At 70.3% G+C, this 24785-nt stretch carries 24 protein-coding genes and 1 other RNA gene; 9 read left to right on the plus strand and 16 right to left on the minus strand.

The genetic code is table 11. The annotated features are described in order from the left end of the window. The first annotated feature begins 55 nt into the window (after positions 1-55). The 5 genes from ACFE7K_RS07355 to ACFE7K_RS07375 all read left to right on the plus strand — a co-directional run bounded on the left by ACFE7K_RS07355 (position 56) and on the right by ACFE7K_RS07375 (position 7784). Positions 56-619, plus strand: coding sequence for a DUF721 domain-containing protein (locus ACFE7K_RS07355; protein ID WP_375397529.1), 564 nt, complete (start codon positions 56-58; stop codon positions 617-619). Between the two features lie 26 nt (positions 620-645). After that, positions 646-1395: a DsbA family protein gene (locus ACFE7K_RS07360; protein ID WP_375397530.1), complete on the plus strand. Its 750-nt coding sequence runs from the start codon at positions 646-648 to the stop codon at positions 1393-1395. A 25-nt stretch (positions 1396-1420) separates the two neighbouring features. Next, entirely contained in the window at positions 1421-4870 is a 3450-nt protein-coding gene (gene smc / locus ACFE7K_RS07365; protein ID WP_375397531.1) for a chromosome segregation protein SMC, read from the plus strand. Positions 4871-4947: 77 nt separating this feature from the next. After that, positions 4948-7440: an ATP-dependent helicase HrpB gene (hrpB, locus tag ACFE7K_RS07370; protein ID WP_375397532.1), complete on the plus strand. Its 2493-nt coding sequence runs from the start codon at positions 4948-4950 to the stop codon at positions 7438-7440. 62 nt (positions 7441-7502) lie between these two features. Further along, complete coding sequence (locus ACFE7K_RS07375) at positions 7503-7784, plus strand: ETC complex I subunit (RefSeq protein ID WP_375397533.1); 282 nt, start codon at positions 7503-7505, stop codon at positions 7782-7784. A gap of 8 nt (positions 7785-7792) precedes the next feature. Here ACFE7K_RS07375 and ACFE7K_RS07380 read toward each other — a convergent pair whose 3' ends face one another. Genes ACFE7K_RS07380 through ACFE7K_RS07395 form a run of 4 tightly spaced genes read right to left on the minus strand, consistent with a single transcriptional unit; the run spans position 7793 to position 10411 of the window. Further along, on the minus strand, positions 7793-8326 hold the full coding sequence (locus ACFE7K_RS07380; RefSeq protein WP_375397534.1) for an NUDIX hydrolase: 534 nt from the start codon (positions 8324-8326) through the stop codon (positions 7793-7795). After that, positions 8323-9003: a TPM domain-containing protein gene (locus ACFE7K_RS07385; protein ID WP_375397535.1), complete on the minus strand. Its 681-nt coding sequence runs from the start codon at positions 9001-9003 to the stop codon at positions 8323-8325. Before ACFE7K_RS07385 ends, ACFE7K_RS07380 begins: the two co-directional genes overlap by 4 nt. Continuing rightward, a complete protein-coding gene (locus ACFE7K_RS07390) occupies positions 9003-9812 on the minus strand; it encodes a TPM domain-containing protein (protein WP_375397536.1) in 810 nt (269 codons plus the stop codon). Before ACFE7K_RS07390 ends, ACFE7K_RS07385 begins: the two co-directional genes overlap by 1 nt. 8 nt (positions 9813-9820) lie before the next feature. Next, the gene (locus tag ACFE7K_RS07395) at positions 9821-10411 is read right to left on the minus strand and encodes a LemA family protein (protein WP_375397537.1); all 591 of its coding nucleotides are present in this window, start codon (positions 10409-10411) and stop codon (positions 9821-9823) included. A 137-nt stretch (positions 10412-10548) separates the two neighbouring features. Between ACFE7K_RS07395 and mscL the strand changes: the two genes are divergently transcribed. Beyond that, positions 10549-10974, plus strand: a complete 426-nt coding sequence (gene mscL / locus ACFE7K_RS07400; protein WP_375397538.1) for a large conductance mechanosensitive channel protein MscL — start codon at positions 10549-10551, stop codon at positions 10972-10974. A gap of 18 nt (positions 10975-10992) precedes the next feature. On the opposite strand, the gene ACFE7K_RS07405 is transcribed toward mscL, so the two are convergent. After that, the gene (locus ACFE7K_RS07405) at positions 10993-11424 is read right to left on the minus strand and encodes an RrF2 family transcriptional regulator (protein ID WP_375397539.1); all 432 of its coding nucleotides are present in this window, start codon (positions 11422-11424) and stop codon (positions 10993-10995) included. Positions 11425-11470: 46 nt separating this feature from the next. Between ACFE7K_RS07405 and ssrA the strand changes: the two genes are divergently transcribed. After that, positions 11471-11809, plus strand: a transfer-messenger RNA (tmRNA) gene (gene ssrA, locus ACFE7K_RS07410). A 60-nt stretch (positions 11810-11869) separates the two neighbouring features. On the opposite strand, the gene ACFE7K_RS07415 is transcribed toward ssrA, so the two are convergent. The 5 genes from ACFE7K_RS07415 to argH are packed head-to-tail and all read right to left on the minus strand — an operon-like array spanning position 11870 to position 16481. Beyond that, on the minus strand, positions 11870-12832 hold the full coding sequence (locus tag ACFE7K_RS07415) for a zinc transporter ZntB (protein WP_375397540.1): 963 nt from the start codon (positions 12830-12832) through the stop codon (positions 11870-11872). Then, a complete protein-coding gene (locus ACFE7K_RS07420) occupies positions 12829-13599 on the minus strand; it encodes an NAD(P)-dependent oxidoreductase (RefSeq protein WP_375397554.1) in 771 nt (256 codons plus the stop codon). The genes ACFE7K_RS07415 and ACFE7K_RS07420 overlap by 4 nt, the downstream gene beginning before the upstream one ends. 2 nt (positions 13600-13601) lie before the next feature. Further along, the gene (lysA, locus tag ACFE7K_RS07425; RefSeq protein ID WP_375397541.1) at positions 13602-14864 is read right to left on the minus strand and encodes a diaminopimelate decarboxylase; all 1263 of its coding nucleotides are present in this window, start codon (positions 14862-14864) and stop codon (positions 13602-13604) included. Position 14865: 1 nt separating this feature from the next. Beyond that, positions 14866-15105 (minus strand): hypothetical protein, encoded by a 240-nt coding sequence (locus ACFE7K_RS07430; protein WP_375397542.1) that lies wholly within the window; start codon positions 15103-15105, stop codon positions 14866-14868. Then, positions 15102-16481 (minus strand): argininosuccinate lyase, encoded by a 1380-nt coding sequence (gene argH / locus ACFE7K_RS07435; protein ID WP_375397555.1) that lies wholly within the window; start codon positions 16479-16481, stop codon positions 15102-15104. Before argH ends, ACFE7K_RS07430 begins: the two co-directional genes overlap by 4 nt. A 16-nt stretch (positions 16482-16497) precedes the next feature. Between argH and ACFE7K_RS07440 the strand changes: the two genes are divergently transcribed. Continuing rightward, positions 16498-17100 carry a TlpA family protein disulfide reductase gene (locus ACFE7K_RS07440; protein WP_375397543.1) on the plus strand — a complete coding sequence of 201 codons (603 nt, stop codon included), beginning with the start codon at positions 16498-16500 and terminating at the stop codon, positions 17098-17100. A 226-nt stretch (positions 17101-17326) separates the two neighbouring features. Here ACFE7K_RS07440 and ACFE7K_RS07445 read toward each other — a convergent pair whose 3' ends face one another. The 6 genes from ACFE7K_RS07445 to ACFE7K_RS07470 are packed head-to-tail and all read right to left on the minus strand — an operon-like array spanning position 17327 to position 23423. Continuing rightward, positions 17327-18196: an RDD family protein gene (locus ACFE7K_RS07445; protein ID WP_375397544.1), complete on the minus strand. Its 870-nt coding sequence runs from the start codon at positions 18194-18196 to the stop codon at positions 17327-17329. After that, the gene (locus ACFE7K_RS07450; protein ID WP_375397556.1) at positions 18180-19184 is read right to left on the minus strand and encodes a stage II sporulation protein M; all 1005 of its coding nucleotides are present in this window, start codon (positions 19182-19184) and stop codon (positions 18180-18182) included. Before ACFE7K_RS07450 ends, ACFE7K_RS07445 begins: the two co-directional genes overlap by 17 nt. Before the next feature lie 32 nt (positions 19185-19216). Beyond that, the gene (locus ACFE7K_RS07455; protein WP_375397545.1) at positions 19217-20533 is read right to left on the minus strand and encodes a DUF58 domain-containing protein; all 1317 of its coding nucleotides are present in this window, start codon (positions 20531-20533) and stop codon (positions 19217-19219) included. A gap of 24 nt (positions 20534-20557) precedes the next feature. Next, positions 20558-21514: an AAA family ATPase gene (locus ACFE7K_RS07460; protein ID WP_375397546.1), complete on the minus strand. Its 957-nt coding sequence runs from the start codon at positions 21512-21514 to the stop codon at positions 20558-20560. After that, the gene (locus ACFE7K_RS07465) at positions 21511-22725 is read right to left on the minus strand and encodes a hypothetical protein (protein WP_375397547.1); all 1215 of its coding nucleotides are present in this window, start codon (positions 22723-22725) and stop codon (positions 21511-21513) included. The genes ACFE7K_RS07460 and ACFE7K_RS07465 overlap by 4 nt, the downstream gene beginning before the upstream one ends. Further along, positions 22722-23423, minus strand: a complete 702-nt coding sequence (locus tag ACFE7K_RS07470) for a DUF4129 domain-containing protein (RefSeq protein WP_375397548.1) — start codon at positions 23421-23423, stop codon at positions 22722-22724. The genes ACFE7K_RS07465 and ACFE7K_RS07470 overlap by 4 nt, the downstream gene beginning before the upstream one ends. A 167-nt stretch (positions 23424-23590) precedes the next feature. Here ACFE7K_RS07470 and ACFE7K_RS07475 point away from each other — a divergent pair, with 167 nt between their 5' ends. After that, entirely contained in the window at positions 23591-24532 is a 942-nt protein-coding gene (locus ACFE7K_RS07475; RefSeq protein ID WP_375397549.1) for a hypothetical protein, read from the plus strand. Positions 24533-24785 lie beyond the last annotated feature (253 nt).

Below are 24785 nucleotides of genomic sequence, written 5' to 3' on the forward strand. Positions count from 1 at the left end.
GGCGCGATCGAAGGGAGCTTGGCGGCCACCCGCCCGCTATGGCATGGACGGCATGATGAGCAAGCGCCCCCCCGCCAGGCCGCCCGCCGCCGCGCCCGAGCGCCATGGTCGCGCGTGCTCGGTCGCCGAGCTGCTGCCCGCGGTCGGCGGTGCGGCGTTCAAGCGCTACGGCTTCGTCCAGAGCGGGGTCGTGACGCGCTGGTCGGAAATCGTCGGCAGCCGCTATGCCGCGGTATCGACCCCCGAATCGATCCGCTTTCCCCCGGGACGCAAGGCTGACGGCGTACTGACCGTCACCGTCAGGGGCGCGCACGCGCCGATGATGCAGCATATCGCGCCGGAGATCATCGACCGGGTCAACCGTTTCTTCGGCTATGCCGCGGTCACGCGGCTGGCGTTCCGACAGGGCCGGGTCGCCGCGCGGCCGTCGCGACTGGCGCCGCCCGGCCTGCGCCCGACCGAGCCGCCCGCCGCGATCGGCGAGGGGCTGCGCGCGATCGCCGATCCCGAGCTGCGCGCGGTGCTGGCGGCGCTCGCCGCCACAGTCGCTGCCAGCAGCGGGGCGCCGATCGTCGGCGGCGAGACCGACACGCTGGTCATCGCGGGCAGGATCAGCTGACCCCACCTTCCCTTCGGAGTAAACCCATGAAAAATCGCGCCGCGCTTGCCCTCCTGCCGCTTCTCGTCGCCGGCTGCAATTCCGCCGACACCACCAACGTATCGGCGCCCGCCACGCCGGTGCCGTCGGCGCCGGCGCCGGCCGGCTCGGCATGGGTCGATACGATCAGCAGGACCGCCGATGGCGGTTATGTCATGGGCAACCCCAACGCGCCCCTGAAGATCATCGAATATGGATCGCGCGCCTGTCCGTTCTGCGCGAAGTTCGATGCTGACGGCTTCCCCGCACTCAAACAAGGATATGTCGCCAATGGCAAGGTAAGCTATGAATTTCGCGACTATCCGGTGCACGGCGCGCTGGACGTCGCGCCGATCCTGCTCGGCCATTGCATCGCCGATCCGTCGACCTTCTTCCCGCTGCTCGACCAGATGTTCGCCAATCAGCCCACGCTGCTCGTCAACGAACAGGCCGTCTCGTCAAAGATTGCCGCGACAATGGGCAATGCCGCGCCGACCCAGGTCGCGGTCGCCTATGCCGAAGGGCTGGGCTACCTCGATTTCGTCAAGGCGCGCGGCATTCCCGAGGACAAGGCCAGGACGTGCCTGAACGATGCCGGCGCGATCCAGAAACTGGCCGACCGCACGCAGCAGGCCAATGAAAAATATCAGGTCTCCGGCACGCCGACCTTCATCGTCAACGGCGTGGTGCTGCCGCTGCGCCCCGGCGAGGATCCGTGGGTGATGCTGGAAACCGCGCTGAAGACACGCGGCGCCTGAGGCGCCGGCGGGCAGCGCACGCGCGATGCAGATCAAGCGGCTCCGCCTGACCGGCTTCAAGAGTTTCGTCGACCCCGCCGACCTGCGGATCGAGCCCGGGCTCACCGGTGTGGTCGGCCCCAACGGGTGCGGCAAGTCCAACCTGCTGGAGGCGTTGCGCTGGACGATGGGCGAGAATTCGCCGAAATCGGTGCGCGGCGCGGGGATGGACGACGTCATCTTCGCCGGCACCGAGCACCGCCCCGCGCGCGACTTTGCCGAGGTGTCGATCCTGGCGGAGATCGATGGCGACGAGACCGAGATCGTCCGCCGGATCGAGCGGGGCACGGGTTCCGCCTATCGCATCGACGGACGCGACGTCCGCGCCCGCGACGTCGCGCTGCTGTTCGCCGATGCCGCGACCGGGGCGCACTCGCCGGCGCTGGTCAGCCAGGGGCGGATCGGCGCGGTGATCGCCGCGCGCCCGACCGAACGCCGCGCGATGCTGGAGGAGGCGGCGGGGATTGCCGGGCTTCACGTCCGGCGCAAGGATGCCGAGCAGCGGCTGGGCGCCACGGCGGCGAACCTGGCGCGGCTCGACGAGATCATCGCCGACCAGGAGGCGCGCGCCGGCGCGCTCAGGCGCCAGGCGCGCCAGGCCGGGCGCTATCGCCTGCTGTCGGCCGAGATCGGGGTGGCCGAGGCGCGTACGGTCTTCGCCCGCTGGCGCGACGCCGCGATCGCCGCCGAATCGTCGGCCGCCGAGGCGGTCGCCGGCGAAGAGCGCGTCCATGCCGCCGCCGAGGTACAACGCGCCGCCACCGCCCGGCAGGTCGCGGCAACCACGGCATTGGCGGCGGCGCGATCGGCCGCGACCGCCGCACGCGACGCCGGAAGCGAGGCCGCGCACGGCCTGGCGGGGCTGCGGTCGGAGGCGATCGCCACCCAGCGCCGCATCGGCGAACTGGCCGACCAGCGCGCGCGGATCGCCGAGGATCGCCAACGCGAAGCCGCGCTGGCGACCGATGCCGCAGACGCGCTCGCCCGGCTCGGCAGGGAGCAGGCGGCGCTGGAGGAGCGGATCGCCGGCGGGATCGCGCGACTGCCGGCGATCGATGCGCGGCTGGCGGCGGCCGAACGCGTCGCGCAGGACGCCGATAGCGCGCTGGCCGCGGCGATCAGCCGGCAGGCGGCCGAGGCGGCCGAGGCTCGCGTCGCCGAGGCCGCGGCAGCCTCGGCTCGGGCGCGGCACGACCGCGCGAGCCGCGATCAAGCCGCACTTACCGCCGAGGCACGCGCCCTGGACGACCTTGCCCCGTTACGCACTGCTTTGGCGGCAGCGGCCGGGGCGCGCGCCGACGCCGCCACCGCCGCCGAGACCGCGCGCATCGATCGGGCCGCCGCCGAGGGCGACGAGCGATCGGCGCACGACGCGGCAGGCCGGGCGGAGCGGGACCGCGCGGCGGCACGCGCCGAACTGGCCGCGATCGACAGCGAACTTCAGGCGCTGGCAAAGTCCACCAGCCCGGCGGGGCGTGACCGCCTGCTTGACCGGCTGCACCCCGCGCCGGGATATGAGCGCGCGCTGGCGGCGGCGCTTGGCGACGATCTGGAAGCGGGGCTCGATCCTGCGGCCGAGCGCCACTGGGCGGGCGCCGCGCCGCAGCCGGACGACCCGGCCAGGGGCACGATGGCCGCGCTGGGCGATCATGTCGCGGCGCCCGACGCACTGGCGCGGCGGCTGGCGCAGGTGCTGGTCGCCGGTCGCGATACCGGACAGACGCTGGCGGTCGGCCAGCGTCTGGTGACGCTGGACGGCGCATTGCGGCGGTGGGACGGTTTTGTCGCGCGACCGGGCGGCGTCGCAGCGGCGGCAGCCGAGCGGCTGGAGCGGGTCAACCGGTTGTCCGTGCTGACGGGGCAACATCCGGCCGCGCTGGCCGATGTCCACCGCACCGACCGGGCCGTTGCCGCCGCGACGCGCGCCATCGCCGATGCCCGGGCGCGCGTCGCGGCGGCCCGGACCGCGCGCGATCGCGCCGACATCGCGATGCGCGACTCAGCCCGGGCCGAGGACCGCGCCGCCGCGCGGATCGAGCGCGCCGAGGCGCGGCGCGCTGATCTCGACGCCCGCCTGGGTCGCGGCGCCGGCGACATCGCCGAGGCCGAGGCCGAGCTGGCGTGCGCCGAGGCGGTCGTTGCCGCCCTGCCCGATGGCGCGGCGACCCCCGCCGAGGTCGCCCGCCGCCACGTCGAGGCCGAGCAGCTGCGTACGGCCCCCGCCATCGCCCGCGGCGAGCGGGGCGCGGTGGACCTGGCGATCGCCGCCGATCGCGAGCGGATCGCCCTCATCCTTGCCGAACAACACGGATGGACAGCCCGCGCCGGCGAGGCCGCCCGGCGGATCGCCGACAAGGCCCGGCGCGAGGCCCTGCTGGCGGAGGAAGCGGACGCGATCGCCGCCGGCCCCGCCAGGCTCGCCGCGCAGATCGCCGAAGGGGACGCCAAGCTGGTCGAGCAGCGCAATGCCGCCAATGCCGCCGCCAATGCCGAACGCGCCGCGGAAGCGGGTGCCGCCGTTGCCGACGCCGCTGCCCGCACCGCCGCCGAAGCCTTTGCCACCGCGCGCGAGGCCCGGGCGGGCGCTGCCGCGCGTGCCGAGGGCCACGATGCCCGCCGGATCGAGATGGCGCGCGTCGCCGGCGAACGGTTCCAATGCCCGCCGCCACTGCTTGGCGACCGGATCGGCTTTGCCGTTGCCGACGTCGCGGATCCGGCCACCGAGGCGGCGCGGCACGACCGGCTGCTGGTCGATCGCGAGCGCATCGCGCCGGTCAATCTGGTCGCCGAGGCCGAACTGGCCGAGCTGGATGCCGCGCGCACGGATACAGCGGTCGAACGGGACGATCTGGGCCAGGCGGTCAACCGGCTGCGCGGATCGATCGGTACGCTCAATCGCGAAGGGCGCCAGCGGCTGCTGGCGGCGTTCACGGCGGTCAACGGCCATTTCCAGCGTCTGTTCGGGACATTGTTCGAGGGCGGCGCGGCGCGGCTGGAACTGGTCGATGCTGACGATCCGCTCGAGGCCGGGCTGGAGATCATGGCACAGCCGCCCGGCAAGAAGCTGCAGTCGCTGACCTTGTTGTCGGGCGGCGAGCAGGCGCTGACCGCCGTCGCGCTGATCTTCGGGTTGTTCCTGACCAATCCCGCGCCGATCTGCGTGCTGGACGAGGTCGACGCACCGCTCGACGACGCTAATATCGAGCGCTTCTGCGACCTGCTCCACCGCATGACCGGCGAGACGCAGACACGTTACCTGATCGTCACCCACAATGCCGTGACGATGAGCAGGATGCATCGATTGTTCGGGGTGACGATGGTCGAACGGGGGATCAGCCGGCTGGTGTCGGTCGATCTCGGCGGCACGCAGGAACCGGAAACCCAGGCGGATCGACAGTCAGACTTGAGGCCGAGCAGCGGCCAGATCGTTGCCTGACGCCGGGCACTCACCCGCAGCCCAGCCCCCATCCACTGTCGCATCCGCCGCGCATCTGCCACAAGGCGCGGGCCATCATGACGATACCAGCGCCATCCTCCCGCCCCGACGACCTGCCGGTGCTGGCGGTCCTGCCCGATCTGCTCGCGCGCTTGCGCGACCGGCCGAATGCCGTGCTGGTCGCACCGCCCGGCGCGGGTAAGTCGACCGCGATCGCTCCTGCCCTGCTCGGCCAGCCATGGTGCGGCGGCGGCGTGCTGCTGCTTTCGCCGCGCCGGATCGCGGCGCGCGCGGCGGCCGAGCGGATGGCGGCGCTGGCCGGCGAGCCGGTCGGCGGCACCTTTGGCTATGCCACGCGGATGGACAGCCGGCGCTCGGCGGCGACGCGTGTCACGGTCATGACCGAGGGCATCTTCGTCGCGCGGATCCAGGCCGATCCCGAACTGAGCGGCGTATCGGCGGTGCTGTTCGACGAGGTCCACGAACGCAGCCTCGACAGCGATTTCGGCCTGGCGCTCGCGCTCGACGCCCAGGCCGGCTTGCGTCCGGACCTGAGGATCGTCGCGATGTCGGCGACGCTAGACGGCGCACGCTTCGCCGCGTTGCTTGGTGACGCCCCGCTGATCGAGAGCGCCGGGCGCAGCCACCCGCTCGACCTGCATTATCTCGGCGGTCGCGGGGAGGCGAGGATCGAGGAGGCGATGGCGGCGGCGATCCGCCGGGCGCTGCGCGACGAGGCCGGGGGCGTGCTCGCCTTCCTGCCGGGGGTCGCCGAGATCGAGCGCACCGCCGATCGCCTTGGCGACCTCGCCGGCATTACCCTCCACCGCCTCCACGGGCAAATGCCCCCGCAAGCGCAGCGTGCCGCCATTGCCGCCGAGCTGGACGGCCGCCGCAAGCTCGTGCTGGCCACCGCCATCGCCGAGACCAGCCTTACGCTGGACGGAATCGGCGTGGTGGTCGATTGCGGGCTGGCGCGGCGGCCGCGCTACGACCGCGCGGCGGGCATGACCCGGCTGGTCACCGAGCGCGCCAGCCAGGCCGCGATCACCCAGCGCGCCGGCCGCGCGGCGCGTCAGGGGCCGGGGGTCGCCTATCGCCTGTGGGAAGCCGCCGCCACCGCCGGCCTGCCGCGCTTCGACCCGCCGGAGATCGCCGAGGCCGACCTGTCCGCGCTGGTGCTCGACTGCGCGATCTGGGGGGTGGCCGATCCCAGCGCGCTGGCCTGGCTCGATCCGCCGCCCGCACCCGCGATCGACGAGGCGCAGACGCGGCTGGCGCGGCTGGGGGCGGTCGACGAGAGCGGGCGGCCGACGCCGCATGGCCGCGCGCTGGCGCGACTGCCGATGCCGCCGCGCGTGGCGCACATGCTGGTTCGCGGCGGCGAACTGGGATTGGCGCGCGAGGCGGCCGAGGTCGCGGTCCTGCTCGGCGAGCGCGGGCTGGGCGGTTCCGGCGTGGACCTGGAGACGCGGGCGCAGCGCCTGCGTGGCGAACGCGGGCCCCGCGCCGAGGCTGCGCGGCGGATGACGGAGAGATGGGCGGCGATGGCGCCCGCCGCCGCCGGGGCGCCCGGCGGCCTGGCCAACCCGCACGCCACCGCCGTCGCGATCGCCTTTCCCGACCGGGTCGCGCGACGGCGCCATGCCGGCGGCGAGCGCTGGGAGTCGGTCGGCGGACGCGGCTTTCGGCTTGACCCCGCCGATCCGCTGGCGACGGCCGACTGGCTGGCGGTCGCCGAGACGCAGGGGTCCGCCGCCGGCGCGCGCATCCTGAGCGCCGTGGCGATCGACCAGCTTGCCGTCGAAACGCTGTTCGCCGAACACATCGCCACCGCCACCCGCGCGCGCTTCGATCCGGCGACCGGCGGCGTCGCGGCGATCCGGGAGCGCCGGCTGGGCGCGATCGTGCTGGCCGGCGGCCCCGATGCCGACGCCGATCCGCATGCCATTGCCGCCGCGCTGGTCGCCGGCGTGCGCGAGCACGGCCTACCGCTGCTACCATGGGCGCCCGACGCACGCGCATTGCGGGCCCGGGCCGCCTTCGCCGCCGCGCATGGCGGCACGATCATGCTCGACGACGCACTGCTGCTCGCCACACTCGACGATTGGCTGCCGCCGCTGGTCGCCGGCAAGCGCCGCCTGGCCCAGGTCGACCCTGCCATGCTGACCGAAACGCTGCGCGGGCTTGCCGGGTGGGAGACGATGCGCGCGCTCGACCGGATCGCCCCCGCCCGGCTGGTCACGCCGGCGGGGTCGAGCCATGCGATCGACTATGCGGCCGAAGACGGCCCGACGGTGGAACTGCGTCCGCAGGAGCTGTTCGGCCAAGCCACGCACCCGATGGTCGCCGACGGCCATGTCCCGCTGGTGCTCAGCCTGACCTCGCCCGCCGGCCGTCCGATCCAGACGACGCGCGACCTGCCCGGTTTCTGGGCGGGCAGCTGGGCGGCGGTGGCCAAGGACATGCGCGGGCGCTATCCCCGCCATCCCTGGCCGGACGACCCTGCCGCCGCCGCCGCGACCACGCGAACCAAAAAGGCGGATGCGCGTGCGCGCGAGACGCGCTAATACGCGATCCACGTACATGGAAGCGGCGTCCGCCCTGAATATTCCAAGACGATGAGGCAATCATGGCCACCGCGCGTATCTATCAACGGGTCAAGAGTTCGATGCAGTCGGGCCGCGCCCGCACCGATCGCTGGGTGCTGGAGTTCGAGCCGGGCGAGGCCAAGCGCCCCGATCCGCTGACCGGCTGGGCCGGATCGGGCGACACAAGCGAGCAGGTCCGCCTGGGATTTTCCACGGCGCAAGCGGCGCAGGCCTATGCCGAAAAAGTTGGCCTGGCCTATCAAGTCGTGCCGGCGCCGGTACGTACCCTGAAGCTGCAGAGCTATGCCGACAATTTTCGGTAAGGCGATCCTCAGGTCCCGATGATCGATCGGCCAAGCAGCAGCAGCAGCTTGACGTCGATCGCCACGCCAGCGTCGCGCCGGGCAGCAACGAAGTCCGGCAGCGCGGCCAGCGCCACGCGGTGCACCGTTATGTCCTCGTCGCCTTCCCCGCCTCCCTCGCCGACCTGCGTCAGGCGCTCGGCGCGGACCAAGGTGAAGCTTTCGCTGACCATGCCGGGCGAGGAATGAAACGTGCCGATCGCGGTCACCGTGGCGGCGCGATAGCCGGTTTCCTCCTCCAGTTCGCGCGCGGCCGACGCCTCGACGCTTTCGCCCGCTTGCTCGTCGCCGACCAGCCCCGCCGGCAGTTCGAGGCAACGCCGCCCCAGCGGCACGCGGTATTGTTCGACCAGCAGCACCTCGCCCGCGTCGATCGCCACGATCACCGCCGCGTGGATGTCGCGGGCGCGGCCGACATATTCCCAGCGCCCGCGTTTCTTTACGGTCAGGAACCTGCCCTGCCAGACGATTTCCTCCGGCAAATCATGGTCGGGCGCGGTCACAGCTCGATCAGCCGATCCGGAAGCTCGTTTACATCGCTGTCGGTCTTGGGGAAATGCGTGGCGACGATCGCGCCGATCGCGGTCACCGCCGCCGCCATGCCCTCGCCCGCGCGGCCGGCGCGCAAATGGTCGACCAAGGCGGCCATCGCCGCTCCCCAGCGTTCGGGCACGACCTTGGCATGGATCGCCTGGTCGGCGACGATCTCGGCCAGCCGCTCGTCGAGCGACAGGTAGACGAGCACGCCGATCCGCGCCGCCGTGCGGCGTTCGGCGCCGACCCGGAAATATTGCACCGCGCGCCGCCTGACCCGCCGCGCCTGCGTCGTCCCCGGCGTCAGCATCATCCGCAGCATCGGCCAAGCCAGCGCGTAGCGCACGACCAGGAACACGATCGCCTGCGCGACCATCAGCGCGAAGATCGCGCTGCCCAGGGTCGCCGCGGATGTCCAGCCATTGCCGAACCAGCCGATCGGCACCTCGACGATCGCCGGATACAGCGCGGCTGCCGCCATGAGCAGCAACATCGCCGCCAAGGCGTAATGCAGCGCGACGTCATGATAGGAATCGGATCGTTGCGCGATGATCGTGACGATCTCGGCATCGGTATCGACTTCGGCGGCGGTCACCGCCGCGGTGACGCGGTCGCGCTCCTCGGGCGTCAGGGGCGGCAGGCGCATTACCAGCCGCCCGACGAGCCGCCGCCGCCGAACGATCCGCCGCCGCCCGAAAAGCCGCCTCCACCGCCACTATCGCCGCCCCAGCCGCTGCTCCAGCCGCCGTCGCTCAGACCCGGTCCCCACAGGATCACCGGCGCCGATCCGCCGCGGTAACGCCGCCCGCGGCGGCGGTTGAAGATCATCGGGATGACGAAGAACACGACGATCAGGACCGCAAAGCCGATGACCTGCGCGTCATTGTTCGACGACCGCGATCGTCGCAACGGCGGTGGCGTCGTCGCCGCGCGCGTCTCGGCCTCTTCAGGGGGCAGCTTCAATTGTTCGGCGATCGCCTGTGCGCCGGCGCTGATGCCGCCGGGATAATCGTTGGCACGGAACCTGGGCAGGATGGCGCCGGAGATGATCGACGACGACAGCGCGTCGGTCATGATCGGTTCCAGTCCATAGCCGACCTCGATCCGGACGCGACGCTCGGTCGGCGCGACGATCAGGATGATGCCGTTATCGGCGTTCTTCTGCCCGATCCCCCAGGCCCGGCCGAGTTTGTAGCCGTAATCCTCGATCGGATAGTCTTGCAGGCTGGGGACCGTCGCGATCACCAGCTGGCGCGACGAGGCCTGCTCGACGCCGTCGGACAGCGCGGTGAGTTGCTGCTCCTGTTCGGGCGTGAGCAGGTTGGCGGCGTCGACCACGCGCCCGGTCAGCTTGGGAAAGGTCTGTGCCGAGGCCCCACGGGGGGCGAGCACCAGCGCCAGCGCCAGCAGCACGGCGCGCACGACATGACCGATCGCCGGATACGACGCGCGCATGGCTGCGGTCAGCTGCCGTTCCCGAAATCGATCGTCGGGTTCGCGTCCGCGCCGGCGGCCGCCTGGAACGGCACGAGCGGCTTGGCGCCATAGAACACCTTGGCGCCGATTGCGTCGGGGAAGGTCCGGATGCGCGTATTATAAGCCTGGACCGCGCTGTTATAGTCGCGGATGGCGATGGTGATGCGGTTGTTGCTGCCTTCGATCTCGGTAATCAGATCCTTGAAATTGCCCTGGCTCTTGAGGTCGGGATAGGCCTCGACCGTCGCCAGCAGCCGGCCGAGCGAACCGCCCAGCTGGCCCTGCGCGCCCTGGAACGCGGCAACCTTGGCCGGATCGGTCAGGTCACCGGGATTGAGCTGGATCGAGGTCGCCCTGGCGCGCGCATTGATCACGTCGGTCAGGATCTTGCCCTCCGACGCGGCGGCGCCCTTCACCGTGGCGACGATACCCGGAATGGTGTCGGTGCGCCGCTGGTACGCGGCCTGGACGTCGGCCCAGCGCGCCTTGGCATTCTCCTCGGCGGTCGGCACCGAATTGAGCCCGCACGCCGACAGCATCACGATCGCCGTCGGGGCGACCAGCGTCCGAAACTTCATGGGTGACCCTCCTCGTGCCCAGCCGCCGCTTATGTAGGAGCGGGCAGGGTCGGCGAAAAGCGAAATGCGCGGCACGGTTGCCAAATCGCCTGACACGGCGTCTAATCGCGGCGGCTTGCGACCCCGAGGAGAACAGGATGCTCACGGAATTCAAGGCGTTCGTCATGCGCGGCAACGTGATGGACCTGGCCATCGCGGTGATCATCGGCGCCGCCTTCGGCAAGATCGTCGCCTCGCTGACCGACGACCTCTTGATGCCGATCATCGGCACGATCTTGGGCGGGCTGGATTTTTCCAGCCATTTCATCATCCTGAACCAGGACAAGGTGCCGCCGGCGCTGGCCGGATCGACCGATTACGCCGCGCTGAAGAAGGCGGGCGTGCCGTTGCTGGGCTGGGGCGAGTTCGTGACTCAGGCGGTGAACTTCCTGATCGCCGCCTTCGTCATTTTCCTGCTGATCAAGGCGGTGAACCGGGTGATGCCCAAGCCGCCGGAGGACGTCGCGGGCGATCCCGCCGACATCGTCTTGTTGCGCGAAATCCGCGACAGCCTGCGTGCGTGAGCCTAGGCGCACCGGCGGCTAGGCCGCGACCAACTCGTCGGCAGCGGCATCGGCCAGGCTGGTGCCGTCCAGGATCCGCGCGGTCTCGTCACGCACCCGCGCCATCGCCAGGCGGATCGCGCAGGTGCCCTCGTCCTTGCAATCGCCGCACCGGCGATAGGCGGTACGGCTGACGCACGGCACCAGCGCCAGCGGCCCCTCGATTATGCGAATGATCTCGCCCAGCGAAACGAGATGGGTCGGGCGCGACAGGCGATAGCCCCCGGCCTTGCCGCGATGGCTGTTGAGCAACCCCGCCTCGCGCAGGTCGGCCAGGATCAGCTCAAGGAACTTGCGCGGGACATTGGCATGGACGGCGATCCGGTTCATCGGGATCGGGGGGCCGCCAACCGGCGCTTCGGCCAGATAAAGCATCGCGCGGAGCGCGTACCGGGAACGCTGCGTCAACATGATGGTCGGCCCTTACAATATATTGTGGCGAGCGAAAGGCCGATACGGGCTTTTCATCGCCTCGACAGTCCCTATATCGGTCTTCGCCGGTTTGCCGGCTATGGCGATAAAGTGCGGCGTGTCATAGACACAGCGGACCCGGGGGCAGTACCCGGCGGCTCCACCACAACCCCCGTTCGCGCGGGGTTCTGACGGGGCCGAACCAGGATCGACGTGTGTTGAAAAGCGCTGTTTTTGCCCAGGATGGGACCACTGTGACGGCCCATAACACAAGTGCCAACGATAACGAGGCGCTCGCGATTGCGGCCTAATCCAAGTCCTCACGGACTAGGTTAGTCAGACAAAAGCGCGGTTGGACCGCACCGGGCAACAGAAGCGGATTCCGGCGGCAGCCGGGGGGGCCGAGCAACAGAACCCCCCGGACCTTTTCCCTTCGCGGCCGATGTCAGGCGCGTCGCCCGATCCAGTGACGACTGAGGAAATAGGCGGTGATCCCGCCACCGATCACCGCGCACGCGCCACAGATCGCATCGAACGCCCAGGGTTCCTCGGCATAGGGCAGGCCCTTGACGTTCATGCCGTACAGTCCGGTGACAAAGGTCAGCGGCAGGAACACCATCGCCACGATCGAGATGATCAGCGCGCGGCTGTCGATCTGCTCGGCGCGCAGGTCAGTCAACGCCTCATGAGTCAGCGCGGCACGTTCGCGGATGCTTTCCAGTTCCTCGGCCATGCGCGCGGCGCGATCGGCGGCGGCGACGAGATGGAGGCGGTCGTCGTCGCGCAGCCAGCCGACGGGCAGGGTGGCCAGCTTTTCCAGCGCGCTCCGCTGCGGCGCGAGGAAACGGCGATAGCCGATCGCCTGGACGCGCACCCTGGTGACCGTCCGTCGCAATTCGAATACCCTGTCGGCGTCGAGGCCGCTTTCGCATTCGTCGAGGTCGTCGCCGAGTTCGGCGACATCGGGATCGAGGTCGCTGGTGATCGCGCTGGCAAATTCGGCGATCAGGTCGCCCGGGTCGAGCGCGCGGCCCTGTTCGACGCATTTGACGACGGTGTCGACCGCGGTCAGCTGCTTGCGCGACACTGAGAACACCCGGCCGTCGACCGCCCAGATGCGGATCGACGCCAGCGGGTCGGAGGTCGATAGATGATCCTCCGACCGGCCGCGCAGGTTGAGCAGCGCACCGTCGTCGAATTGCTCGCAGCGGGGGCGGGTCTCGCTCGCGGTGAGCGCCTCGACGAGGTAGTCGTCGAGCTTGGCGATGTTGGCCAGCCAGTCCTGCGCGTGTTCGTTGTTGGTCGACAAATGCACCCAGACGAAGCGATCGGCGCCGTCGAGCGCCTGCTTGATGTCGGTCTTGGTGACCTTGCCCGCGCCGTCGACCCGATAGGCGAAACCGCTCACCGCTTCATCTCCAGATAGACGGTCACATCTTCGCCGTACCCGACGGGCGGGCCGGACGAAACCATCCGCGTGGCATCGGCTCGCCCTCGGTCGAGAATCGCGGACGGCACGCCCGCGTCATGGACGACGCGATCGGCGTGTGCCAGCGCGCGCGCCTGGCGCATCGTCAGGTCGTCGGGATCGGGAGAGGACAGCGTGATCACGGTCAATGCCGGCCGATCGGTCGACGGCCCCGACCTTTCGTCGCCAAGCCAGGCGGCGACCCTCGACGATGCGTCTGCACCCAGCGGATCGATCGGGCCGCCCGCCGCCAGTGCCGCGCCCAGCGCGCGGCGCCGATCCCCGCCGTCGGGAAAGCGGGCGCGCAGCCTGGCTCGAGCGGCGTGCAATATCTCGGCCAGTCCGCCCAATCCCGCCGGCAGCATCGCCTCCAGCCGCTGGCGCAGCGCCGCCGCCAAGCCCGCCGACGCGCCCCCCGTGCCGATCGCGACGATCACCGGGGAACGGTCGATGATCGCCGGCAGCGTGAAGTCGCACAGGTCCGGCCGGTCGACGGCGTTGACCAGCACGCCGCGACTCCTCAGCCGCGCCACCGTCGCATCGGGATCGTCGAGCGCGATGATCGCCAGCGCCGCCGCGTCCTCCTCGCCGACGATCGTCGCCCCTGCCCGTTCCAGCAACCGCCGCTTGGCCGCCGCCGCCTCGCCTGTGCCGATCAGCATCACCGGCCGGCCGCCCAGCCGGACGAACACCGGCAGGCTGTGCAGGGTCACGCGGTCAGCCACTCGGGCACGCGTTCGGCGGCCATGATCGTGTCCGCGCCGATGCGATCGGCGACGATCGCGTAACGGTCGCCATCGACCAGCACCTCGGGCACCAAAGCGCGGCTGTTATAGGTCGACGCCATCGTCGCGCCATAGGCGCCGGCGGTGTAGAGCACCGCCAAGTCGCCGCGCACGACCGCGTCGATCTCGCGCGCCTTGGCAAAGGTGTCGCCGCTTTCGCAGACCGGGCCAGCCAGATTGGCCGTCATCCGCGTGCCCGACGGCCGCACTGCGCCGAACTCATGGTGCGCGTCGTACAAAGCGGGGCGCGCCAGGTCGTTCATCGCCGCATCAACGATCACCCACGGATGGCCCGTTCCCGGCTTGACCCAGATCACCTGGGTGAGCAGCAATCCGGCATCGCCCGCAATCACCCGGCCGGGTTCGAACATCAGCGTCACGTCCCAGCCGGCGGTCGCCCGCGCCACCATCGCGCCGATCTCGCGCGGGGTCGGATAGACTTCGCCGGGACGATAGGCGACGCCGAACCCGCCGCCCAGGTCGACATGGGTCACGTCATGGCCGGCCGCGCGCAGCTCGGCGACCAGCGCGCCGATCCGGCGATAGGTCGTCTCCAGCGGCGCGAGATCGGCGATCTGGCTGCCGATATGCGCCGCCACGCCGCGCATCGCCAGCCCCGGCAGCGCCGCCAGCCGCGCGTAGATCGCCGGCGCGTCGCTGATCGCCACGCCGAACTTGTTCTCCGCCTTGCCGGTGGAGATCTTGGCATGGGTGCCGGCATCGACGTCGGGATTGACACGCAGGACAGCCTGGGCGCGTGTCCCGCGCGCGACGGCCAGGTCGCCCAGGATCGCGCCCTCTTCCTCGATCTCGATGTTGAACTGGCCGACCCGGGCGGCCAGAGCCGCGTCGAGTTCGGCGACGGTCTTGCCGACGCCCGAAAACACGATGTCATCGGGCGCCATCCCGGCGGCCAGCGCGCGCGCCATCTCGCCGCCCGAGACGATGTCCGCGCCATAGCCGCATTTCGCCAGCACATTCACGACGGCCAGGTTCGGATTGGCCTTGATCGCATAGGCCAGGTGGACGCGCGGCAGGATACCCAACCCATAGCGCAGGGCGTCGGCATTATCCTCCAGCTGGCGCCGCGAATATACATAGACCGGTGTGCCGACTTCGGCGGCGATCCGCGACAGCGGGACATCCTCGGCGAACAACTCGCCGTTGCGCAGCGCGAACCGGCTCATGTCAATTGGCGGGCGGCAGGTCGAATTGGTTGCCCGTTCGCTCCTCGGAGCTTTTGAGCAATTCGTCGCTCCGTTCCGGCCGGGCCTGGCTGGATGCGGTCAGCAACGCGCCCGGCGTCGGCGTCGCGGTCGCGCCATAGGGCGCCACGGGCAGCCGCTCGCCGGCCGCCGGCTCCAGATCGCGTGCCGCGCCGCACGCCGACACCGCGAGCACCAGACCCAGCAGCAACAGCTTCCTCACGTCGTTTCTCCCTTTCGCGCGGCACGCGCCGCGGCGATCGCCTCGCGCACCCGCATCGGTGCGGTGCCGCCGAAGCTGGTGCGGCTGGCGACCGACGCGTCGACCGTCAGCACGCCATAGACGCGTTCGTCGATCCGCGCATCGATCCGTTTGAGCGCCGCGAGCGGCAATTCGGCCAGCGCGACCCCGGCCTGCTCGGCCGCCTTCACCGCCTCGCCGGTGATATGGTGCGCCTCGCGGAACGGGACCCCGGCCTCGCGCACCAGCCAGTCGGCCAGGTCGGTCGCGGTGGCAAAGCCCGCCTCAGCGGCGGCGCGCATCCGGTCCGTGCGGAAGGTCACGCTCTCCACCATCCCGGTCATCGCCGCGATCGAAATGCCAAGCAGGTCATGCGCCTCGAACACCGGCGGCTTGTCGTCCTGCATGTCCTTTGAATAAGCCAGCGGCAGGCCCTTCATCGTCACCATCAGCGCGGTCATGCAGCCCATGATCCGCCCGCTATGCCCACGCACCAGCTCGGCGGCGTCGGGGTTGCGTTTCTGCGGCATGATCGAGCTGCCGGTCGACCATTGGTCGGACAGGCTGACGAAGCCGAACGGCTGCGACGCCCACAGCACGAACTCCTCGGCCAGCCGGCTGAGGTGGAGCGCGCATTGCGTGGCGGCCGCGAGATGGTCGAGCGCGAAGTCACGGTCGCTGACCGCGTCGAGCGAATTGGTGGTCGGTCCGGCAAAGCCGAGCGCCCGCGCCGTCGCATCGCGATCGATCGCAAAGCCGGTGCCGGCGAGCGCCGCCGATCCCAGGGGCGACCGGTTCATCCGCTCCCGGTTGTCGGCCAGCCGGCCGCGGTCCCGCGCCAGCATGTCGTGATAGGCCATCAGGTGATGGCCGAGCGTCACCGGCTGCGCGCTCTGGAGGTGGGTGAAGCCGGGCATCACGCTGGCCGCATGTTCGTCAGCGCGCGCGATCAGCGCGTCCTGCAATGCCCCCAGCGCGGCATCGGCCTGGTCGATCGCGTCGCGCACCCACAGCCGGAAATCGGTCGCGACCTGGTCGTTGCGCGACCGCGCGGTGTGCAGCCGGCCGGCGACCGCGCCGACCTTTTCGGTCAGCCGCGCCTCGGTCAGCATGTGGATGTCCTCCAGCGCGAGGTCGTCGGGCACGCCGTCGCGCGCATAATCCTCGGCCACCGCGTCCAGCCCGGCGCCGATCGTCGTAGCATCCTCGGGCGCGATGATGCCCTGCGCGTCCAGCATCGCGACATGCGCCTTCGATCCGGCGATGTCCTGGCGCCACATCCGCTTGTCGAACGGGATCGACGCATTTATCTCGCGCATCACCGCCGCCGGGCCCTCGGCAAACCGACCGCCCCACATCGTATTCGAGGGTCCCATGCGCGCTATCGTGTTTCTCCTGGCCGCCACAGCGGCAATCGGCGGCTGCGATAGGCGTTCGCCCCCGAACGGGCAAGCGACCGACACCGTCGCCAATGTCGCGGCGGATGCCGAGACGACGCCGGACGAGGTGGTCGGGCCGCCAGGCGCTGCCGCCGCCGCGACCGGCAAGGTCGACCGCGGCCACCAGGGCGAGGCGGCGCCGAAGGTCGCTTTCACCGCGCCCGACGGCAAGACGGTGACGCTGGCGAGCTTCGCCGGCAGGCCGGTGCTGCTCAACCTCTGGGCGACCTGGTGCGGCCCCTGCGTCGCCGAGATGCCGACGCTCGACATCCTCGCCGGCGAAGGCAATGTCACCATCGTCGCGCTCAGCCAGGACCTCGACGGCGCCAAGGCGGTGGCGCCGTTCGTCGCCAGGGAGAAGCTCAAGGCGCTCCGCCCCTATCTCGACCCCGCGCTCAAGATGTCGGCCGCGCTCGGCAATCCCAACCTGCCGACCACGATTCTCTACGACGCGAAGGGCCGCGAAATGTGGCGCGTGGCCGGCGGCCTGGACTGGACCGGCATGCCCGCACGCACGCTGCTGGCCGAGGCGAATTAGTGGATCAGCCGGTGAAACTCGGTTAGCATCGCGATATTGCCGGCGACACCGCGGTCGAGGTCGGAACGGACACGATCACCGAGACCAAAGCCGGCAAGCCGTACACCTATGTGACCAAGTTCATTGCGGTCTACACCCGCGTCGCCGGCACCTGGAAGGCGCTTGGGTTGCACCTCCAACTGATCCGCCCGGGTAATTAGGCTGCAAACCCATGGGCGAGCAGGCGTCACGCCGCCCGCGTCGCCTTGCCGTATTTGTCCTCCCGGCGCAGGCCGACCATCATCCCGCGTTCCAGCCGTGCGCACAACGCCGCGTAATAATCGGTCAGGAAACCCCAGTCGTCGCCATCGTCGGCGATGCCGGCCTTGCGCCGGATCGCTTCCGCGACGGTGCCGATCGGCTCGGGGCGGCCGTCTCGCAACACCTCCTCCAGCGTCTGCAGTTCGAAGATACCGTAAAGGTCGAGCGCCGCCTCGCTGAACGTCCGTCGCGCCCGCGTGCCGGCGGCCGCCGCGGCGACCAGGTCGTCGCCCAGCCGCGCCTTGACCGTGCGCACCACCCAGGTGCCCGCCAGCAAGTCGCCGACGCGCAGCTTGTCGCGGTTGAACAGCGGAAAGAACAGGAAGATGCCGCTCCAGGACAAGGCGAACAATGTCAGTAACCAGTCGGCGACCTCCGCCGCCGACTGCGCGCCGAGGAACGACAGCGGCAGGAACACCTCGATCTCGCGCATCGCGTTGCGCGCGATCACCGCGCCCCCGGTCAGCCGCGCGCCGTCGCGCGCGACCACGCGCAGGCCGACCAGCCGCTTGCCCGGCGTGGCGCCGCGCCCGCCCATTTCGAACAGGGTGAACCACCCGTTCCTGAGGACGAAGAAGCCGATCAGCCACAAGGCGTAGATCAGCTGGCTGCGCGCGGCGATGAACAGGAAGCCGATCAGGATCGTCCCGATCACCAGGATCGCCAGCATCATCACCGCGTCGAGCAGGAACGCCCCGGCGCGCGATCCCGCCGAGCCCAGCTCCAGTTGGAGATCGACGCCCTCGGGGGTGACGAAGGTACGCCGCAGCGATACAGGCTTAGGCGGCCGCGCCATCGGTCTTTCGCGGCAGGTAGAAATAGACGCACCAGCCGGCCAGCATCGCCAGCCCGATCGCATAGCGCGGCACGTCCGAGGTGATCGTCTGGCGTCCGATCCCCTCCAGCAGTCCGGCGACCGCCAGCATCACCACCGCGCCGCCCATCGCGGTCGCCGCCGACCGGCCCGCCGCCACCGCCGCGTCGGTCCGCGCGGCGCGCCCGGGAAAGGCGATCGCCATGCCGATCCGAAAGCCCGCCGCGCCGGCGATGACGATCGCGAAGATCTCGGTCGTGCCGTGGATCATCAGCCAGCCGACGAACCCGAACCCCAGCCCCTTGGGCACGAACACCGCCAGCATCGCCCCCATCATCAGCCCGTTATAGGCGAGCAGCAGCGCGGTCGGCACCGCGAACGCGAAACCCAGCGCGAAGGCGAAGATCGAGATCTGGGCATTGTGGGTGAACAGCGATGCGGCAAACGTCGCCAACGCGCTTTCGCCGTTCCCCGGCATCTTCGACGAACCGTAGATCGTATCGCGCAGCAACGCGACGCTCGCGGTCGGATCGCGCCCTTGCGCCAGCGCGTCGGGAATGACCGCATAGAACCAGGCGGGATCGTTGCGGATCAGGACATAGGCGACCACGGCACCGACGACCGTCAGTACCAGCGCGACCAGCGTCTCCCGCCACAACGACTGCACCGCCATCGGCCAGCTATGGGCGAAGAAGCGGCCGAGCTGGCGCCTCGCCGAGGTCGGCACGCCATAGATCTGGAAATAGGCGCGGGTGCACAATTGCTCGAGATAGACGATCAGGCTGCGGTCGAGCGAGGTCTCGCGCGCGACCGACAGCGACGACAAGGCCGAGCGATAGAGCAGTGGCAGCACCAGCAGCGATTCCTCGCTCACCGCCGAGACCCCGCCTTTCTCGATACGGGCGACGATCGCGTCGAGCTTGTCCCAATCCGCCTGATGCGCGGTGCGAAAGCGCGTCGCGTTGACCATCGTCCGGTCGGCATCGACAAAGGCGGACGTGCTCACAACAGGTTCCTCCGCTTGAGGTCGACATAGCCGGCGACCAGCGCCTCGCCGATCCGGTCATGGCGGCTCTCGATCACATGCGCGCCGAGATGACGCAACCGGGTCAGCACCAGCAGGCGGTCCTTGAGCAGCCCGGCGGCGGTCACTGCGCGGGTGATGTCGTCGGCGAAGCGCGGCGGCGTATCGACGATCGACTCGAGTTCCTCGTCGCGCAGCACAACCACCAGCAGCAGGTGCCGCTCGGCCAGTCGGGCGGCGGCGCGGACCATGAACTCGGCGCTGGTCAGGTCGGTGAATTCGGTGAACAGCACGATCATCGACCGCCGCGTCAGCCGCGACGCCAGGTTGGTCAGCGCATAGGTGTAATTGGTCTCGTCCCCCGAATAGTCGATCGCGGCGGCCAGCCGCTGCAATTCGGCGAACGATCCCGCACCCGAGATCAGCCCGCTGGCGATTCGCGGCCGCGAATCGAACGCGTGGAGCGCGACGCGGTCGCCCAGCTTCAGCGCGACCCACGCGGTGAGCAGCATCGCCGCGACCGCGCGGTCGACGCGCGGCAGGCCGGCGACCGGCTCCGACATCTGTCGTCCGGCATCCACCGCGAACACGATCTGGTTGTTGCGTTCGGACCGGAACTCGCGCGCGTGGAGCTTCTGGTGCCGCGCCGACTGCTTCCAGTCGATCGCCCGGCGATCCATCCCCGACCGATATTCGACCAGCGAGTCGAAATCGGTGCCGTCGCCGCGGTCGATCTGGGTGATCAGCCCCTGCAAGGCGTGGCGCTGGAAGATCCGCGCGCCCTGTTCGCGGACCGGGCGGATATCGGGCAGGATCGCCAGCGCGGCGTCGGTCGCGATCTTCTTCTCCTGCCAGGCCAGCCCCAGCGTCCCGCGCCAGCGGACCCACAAAGTGCCGAACCGCGCGACGCCCCGCCGTCGCGTATCGATCGGCAGCGCGACCGCGCCGCGTCCCCCGGTCAGCACGATCGCTGCGCGGCCGTCATCGGCGGGCTCGACCAGCGGCCCGGCATCGATCGCCACTTCCGCCCGCCGCGGCGGGCGCGCGCCGGACAGCGTGACGGTGATCGTCGCATCGACGGTTGCGCCGACGCTGGCGCTGCGCGGCACGGCGAGCGTTGCTGCCGCCCGCCCCGGGCGGAAGCCCTCGATCGCATCGACGATCGTCGCCAGCAGCACCGTCACCGGCCAGACCAGTCCGATATACCAGCGCCCGGGCACCTGGACCGCGACCAGCAGCGCGACCGGCGCTCCCGCCGCTGCGGCCAGCACCGCGCTGCGCGTCGGATAGATCACCGCGCGGGCTTCATCGGCGGCGGCTCATCGCGGCGCCTCGATCGCCTCGATGATGCCGGTCACCACTTCCTCGACCGCGCGGCCGTCGATCTCGGCCGCCGGCGACAGGATCAGGCGGTGGCGCAGCAGCGCGGGGGCCAGTTGCTTGACGTCGTCGGGGATCACGAAATCGCGCCCGTCAAGCGCCGCCCGCGCCCGCGCCGCGCCCGCCAGCATCGCCCCGGCGCGCGGCGAAGCGCCGCTTTCCAGGTCGGCGACGTCGCGGGTGCCACGGATCAGCGCGGTGATATAGTCGACCACCTCGTCGACCAGCCGCACCGTCCCGACCGCATCGACCGCCGCGCCGATCAGGGTGGCGTCGGCGCGCGCCTCCACCCCCCATTTCCGGGGCTCCATCGCGGTCTTGCGCGCGCCATGGGTGGCGACGATCCGCCGTTCCTCGGCGGCCGAGGGGTAATCGACGGTCTGCTTGAACAGGAAGCGGTCGAGCTGCGCCTCGGGCAGCGGATAGACGCCCTGCTGCTCGATCGGATTCTGCGTCGCCACCACCATGAAGCGATCGCCGAGCGCCAGGCTCTCGCCGTCGATCGTCACGGTGCGCTCCTGCATCGCCTCGAGCAGCGCGGCCTGGGTCTTGGGCGGGGTGCGGTTGATCTCGTCGGCGAGCAGCAGATCGGTGAAGATCGGCCCGCGCGTCAGCGTGAAGGCGCTGGTCTGGAAATTGAACAGGTTCGCGCCGATGATATCGCCGGGCATCAGGTCGGGAGTGAACTGGATGCGCCCGAACTGGAGGCCGATGGCACGCGCGAAACTGTGCGCGAGCAGCGTCTTGGCGGTGCCCGGCGGACCTTCCAGCAGCATGTGCCCGCCGGCGAACAAGGCGACCAGCATGAGGTCGACCGTCGCTTCCTGGCCGACCACCGCCTTGCCGATCTCCTGCCGGATCGCCTGTCCCAGGTTGCGGACTTCCTCGACCGTCACCGGCTCTTCTCCTTCTGCCAATCGTGTAGCGCCTGCGCGGCGGCAACCAGCGCCACGCGGTCCCCCGCGGTCTCGATCGCCCGGGCCAGGTCGGTGAAGCGCCGCCGCCCGTCGAGCCCGTCGAGATAATCGTCGACCGCCGCGCCGCGCAGTCGCGCCGGCACCCCGAACGCCAGTATCGCGCGGTCGCGGACGACCTCCGCATAGCGCCCGCCAAGCCGCATCTGGCGCCCCGCCTTGCGGATCAGCGCCGCCGAATTGTCGACCAGCGCACGCTTGCCGAAGGCGATCGCGCGCTCTGGTCGCGCCGCCGGGCCGAACCGTGCCAAGGCCTGCCACCCGGCCAGCAGCATCGCCGCGACGATCGTCAGCGTCATCGCCAGGAACGGCGGATCGAACGCCAGCCGGAGCGGGCTGCGCTGCCGCCCCAGCCCCGCCAGCGTCACGTCGAACGTGATAGCGCCGCCATCCTTGTTCAGTTCCTGCAACAGCGCGAGTCCAGCCGCGGCGCTGCGGAGGTCGCGCATCCCACGATTGTCGAGCAGGTCGGGGTCGGACAACACATAGACCAGCCGATCGCCGCCCAGCTTGCCCAGCACGACCCGGCCGTCGGCATCGGTGATCAGCGGCTCGACATGGTCGCCGGCAAACACCTGGAGCGGGCGCGGCGCCGGCGCCGCGGCGCGGTCCGGCAGCCAGTTCTTGGCCAGCAGCGGACGGCCGCCGCTGGCCACGCGCGTGATGCTCAGGCGGTCGGCGGGGGCCAGCACGGCCTGCGGATCGCCCGCCGGGGTCAGCCCCAGCGCCGCCACCCAGCCGCGGTGCCGGGGGTCGGGCAAGGTCGCCCATTTGGGCAGGACGACCAGCGTCGTCAGGTTGGCGCGCGCGGTCAGCACGTCACCCATCGGGACCGATCCGTCGCTGGGCGTCAGCACCATCAGCCCGCGCGCGGCATAATCCGCCTTGTCGCGCGACACCCGCACCTCGATCCCGGTATCGCCCGCCAGCCGGACGATCCCGCTGAACCCGATGGCCGCGTTGGACAGCGCATGCCCGCCGCCATTCTGCCCCGACCGCATGTCGGGCGCATAGGTCGCCAGCACCAGCGTAGCGGCAAAGCCGCCGATGCCGACCGCCAGCAGCAGGAACAGGGTCCGCGCGTTGAACAGGCCGGGTGCGGCATCGGCGCGGGGGGGCGCGACGTCGCTCATGCCCGCCACATGCCCGGCAGCGCGAAGTCGGCATAGGCGGCGCGCGCGCTCCGCCAGTCGTCGTCGCCGACCGGACGGCCGCCGAACAGGCTGCGCTCGACCTGTCCGGCGATGCGGGCGAACAGCGACCGCGCCGATCCGGGGATCGCCGGCGCCGCGGCCAGCTCGCGGCTGGTCAACGCCGGCCGCACCGCGTCGGGCCGCCGCCGCCCGATATCCTCGACCGAGCGCAGCAGCAGATGGTGGATCGCCTCGGCATAGGCGCCGCGCGCCGCCAGCGCATCGGCTTCCTCCAGCCAGCGCCGCGCCGGCGCGGCGTCGGGCGCCCATTCCTCGTCGGCGACACCGACCGCCAGGGCGCGCGCACGGCGGCGCAACGGCATCCGCCACTCGCCATGGCGCACGCGCTCGACGACGAGCAGCAGCACGGCGAGCGCGGCGACGACGATGATCGTCCACAACAATACCCGCGCCCACGGCAAAGCCGGCATGACATCGCTGACCCGGTCGAAGAAATCCCATACCGGCTTCAGGACGTGGCCGAGCCACGTCAGGAAATCGTCGAGCCATTTGGGCGGCTTGGGCGGGACCGGCGGGGACGAGAAGGTGAACTGGACGCCGGGATCGCCGATCAGCGCGCGATGCGCGGCGGCGAAGCGGCCGTCGGTCGCGGCGTCGACATTGTTCCCCCCGGCCACGGCCGGATGCTTACCCCATGGCCGCGCCGGTGCAACCGGTAAGTTGCGCTGGACAGCCGCGATATCACCGGCCTCCTGAAGGAGGCCGAAGCAGGCGGTGATACAAGGCGGCGGCCTCCGCGGCGGGGGCCATGTAGTGAATCGGGATCGCCAGGCCAGTGGCCGGGTTGTGCGGCGGCGGGGTACTCGGTACGCCTTTGGGGGATCATTCGGGGGCGTCCATGTCGCAGATTGCCAATGCGGTTGCTGATATCAGGTCGTCCAAGACGTGGACCCAGCGCATCTATTACATCTCGCCGCTTCTTGAGGGCCTGCTCAAGGCCGGCGTGAACCTGGCGAAGCGGTCGACCGGCAAGGGAGCGCTCGCAAATCAAGCGATGAGCGCGGGCGTCGAACGCCACAATCGCGCCGCCTTGGCGGCCCTGCGGATCAACGGCGACACGACGACGATCCGCAGCGGCCCGTTCGCGGGCATGCGCTATTTGACGACCTCGACCGGGAGCCTTCTCGGGCCGAAGATCATCGGGCGTTATGAGGAGGAAATCGCGGGCTGGGTCCAGACTGCGATCGGCGCCGACTATGACACCGTGCTCGATATCGGCTCGGCCGAAGGCTATTATGCAGTCGGCATGGCCTATGCCAACCCGCGTCTGAAGGTCGTCGCCTATGACGTCGACCCGCGATCGCGAGAAATGGTGGCGGAACTCGCGAGACTGAATGACGTCGCCGAGCGTGTCGAGGTCCGTGACTATTGCGACCACGCCGAGTTGCAGCGGCGCATCTCGGAAGGCGGCCGCACTCTGGTAATCGTCGATATCGAGGGGTTCGAGAACGACCTGCTCGATCCTGCCAACGTGCCCGCGCTGTTTCAGGCCGACATGATCGTGGAGCTGCACGAGCAGGCCCGGCCGGGCGTGAGCATGCGGACGTGCAATCGCTTCGTCGGCTCTCACGAGATCGATCTCGCCTCTGCGAAGCGGGACGAGACGAAGATCGCCGAAGCGATCCTGAGCGGGATGGAGCCGGCAATCGCGACGGCGGCCGCGCCTGAAGGCCGTGGCCTTCCGCAATTGTGGTTGCGACTCACGTCGTCACGGGCAAGCAGCTAATCACGGACGCTGCAGCACGATCACCGACCAGCCACCTCTGCCCACCCTTACCTGACTTGTCGTTGTTGACCGAAAGCCTGCGGTATTAGGTAGCAAACGCACCTAATACCCTCTGGCGTTTTCGACGCCGGTTCTCATCCTAAAGCGATGGGACACACTAATCTCCGCCATTCGCTGATCAAGCGCTACTCCGCGCTAACCTGAACCGCCCCGGGTTTGCCGGAGGCCATTGGTTGTGAGTCACGCCGCCATA

It is taken from the genome of uncultured Sphingomonas sp. (assembly GCF_964244265.1).
GTDB lineage: Bacteria > Pseudomonadota > Alphaproteobacteria > Sphingomonadales > Sphingomonadaceae > Sphingomonas.

What these genes read in the sequence shown, in the direction of transcription:
- ACFE7K_RS07355 (WP_375397529.1), top strand. Translation starts at nt 56, where the DNA reads ATGAGCAAGCGCCCCCCCGCCAGGCCGCCCGCCGCCGCGCCCGAGCGC.
- ACFE7K_RS07360 (WP_375397530.1), top strand. Translation starts at nt 646, where the DNA reads ATGAAAAATCGCGCCGCGCTTGCCCTCCTGCCGCTTCTCGTCGCCGGC.
- smc (WP_375397531.1), top strand. Translation starts at nt 1,421, where the DNA reads ATGCAGATCAAGCGGCTCCGCCTGACCGGCTTCAAGAGTTTCGTCGAC.
- hrpB (WP_375397532.1), top strand. Translation starts at nt 4,948, where the DNA reads ATGACGATACCAGCGCCATCCTCCCGCCCCGACGACCTGCCGGTGCTG.
- ACFE7K_RS07375 (WP_375397533.1), top strand. Translation starts at nt 7,503, where the DNA reads ATGGCCACCGCGCGTATCTATCAACGGGTCAAGAGTTCGATGCAGTCG.
- ACFE7K_RS07385 (WP_375397535.1), bottom strand. Translation starts at nt 9,003, where the DNA reads ATGCGCCTGCCGCCCCTGACGCCCGAGGAGCGCGACCGCGTCACCGCG.
- ACFE7K_RS07390 (WP_375397536.1), bottom strand. Translation starts at nt 9,812, where the DNA reads ATGCGCGCGTCGTATCCGGCGATCGGTCATGTCGTGCGCGCCGTGCTG.
- ACFE7K_RS07395 (WP_375397537.1), bottom strand. Translation starts at nt 10,411, where the DNA reads ATGAAGTTTCGGACGCTGGTCGCCCCGACGGCGATCGTGATGCTGTCG.
- mscL (WP_375397538.1), top strand. Translation starts at nt 10,549, where the DNA reads ATGCTCACGGAATTCAAGGCGTTCGTCATGCGCGGCAACGTGATGGAC.
- ACFE7K_RS07405 (WP_375397539.1), bottom strand. Translation starts at nt 11,424, where the DNA reads ATGTTGACGCAGCGTTCCCGGTACGCGCTCCGCGCGATGCTTTATCTG.
- lysA (WP_375397541.1), bottom strand. Translation starts at nt 14,864, where the DNA reads ATGAGCCGGTTCGCGCTGCGCAACGGCGAGTTGTTCGCCGAGGATGTC.
- argH (WP_375397555.1), bottom strand. Translation starts at nt 16,481, where the DNA reads ATGTGGGGCGGTCGGTTTGCCGAGGGCCCGGCGGCGGTGATGCGCGAG.
- ACFE7K_RS07440 (WP_375397543.1), top strand. Translation starts at nt 16,498, where the DNA reads ATGCGCGCTATCGTGTTTCTCCTGGCCGCCACAGCGGCAATCGGCGGC.
- ACFE7K_RS07445 (WP_375397544.1), bottom strand. Translation starts at nt 18,196, where the DNA reads ATGGCGCGGCCGCCTAAGCCTGTATCGCTGCGGCGTACCTTCGTCACC.
- ACFE7K_RS07450 (WP_375397556.1), bottom strand. Translation starts at nt 19,184, where the DNA reads ATGGTCAACGCGACGCGCTTTCGCACCGCGCATCAGGCGGATTGGGAC.
- ACFE7K_RS07465 (WP_375397547.1), bottom strand. Translation starts at nt 22,725, where the DNA reads ATGAGCGACGTCGCGCCCCCCCGCGCCGATGCCGCACCCGGCCTGTTC.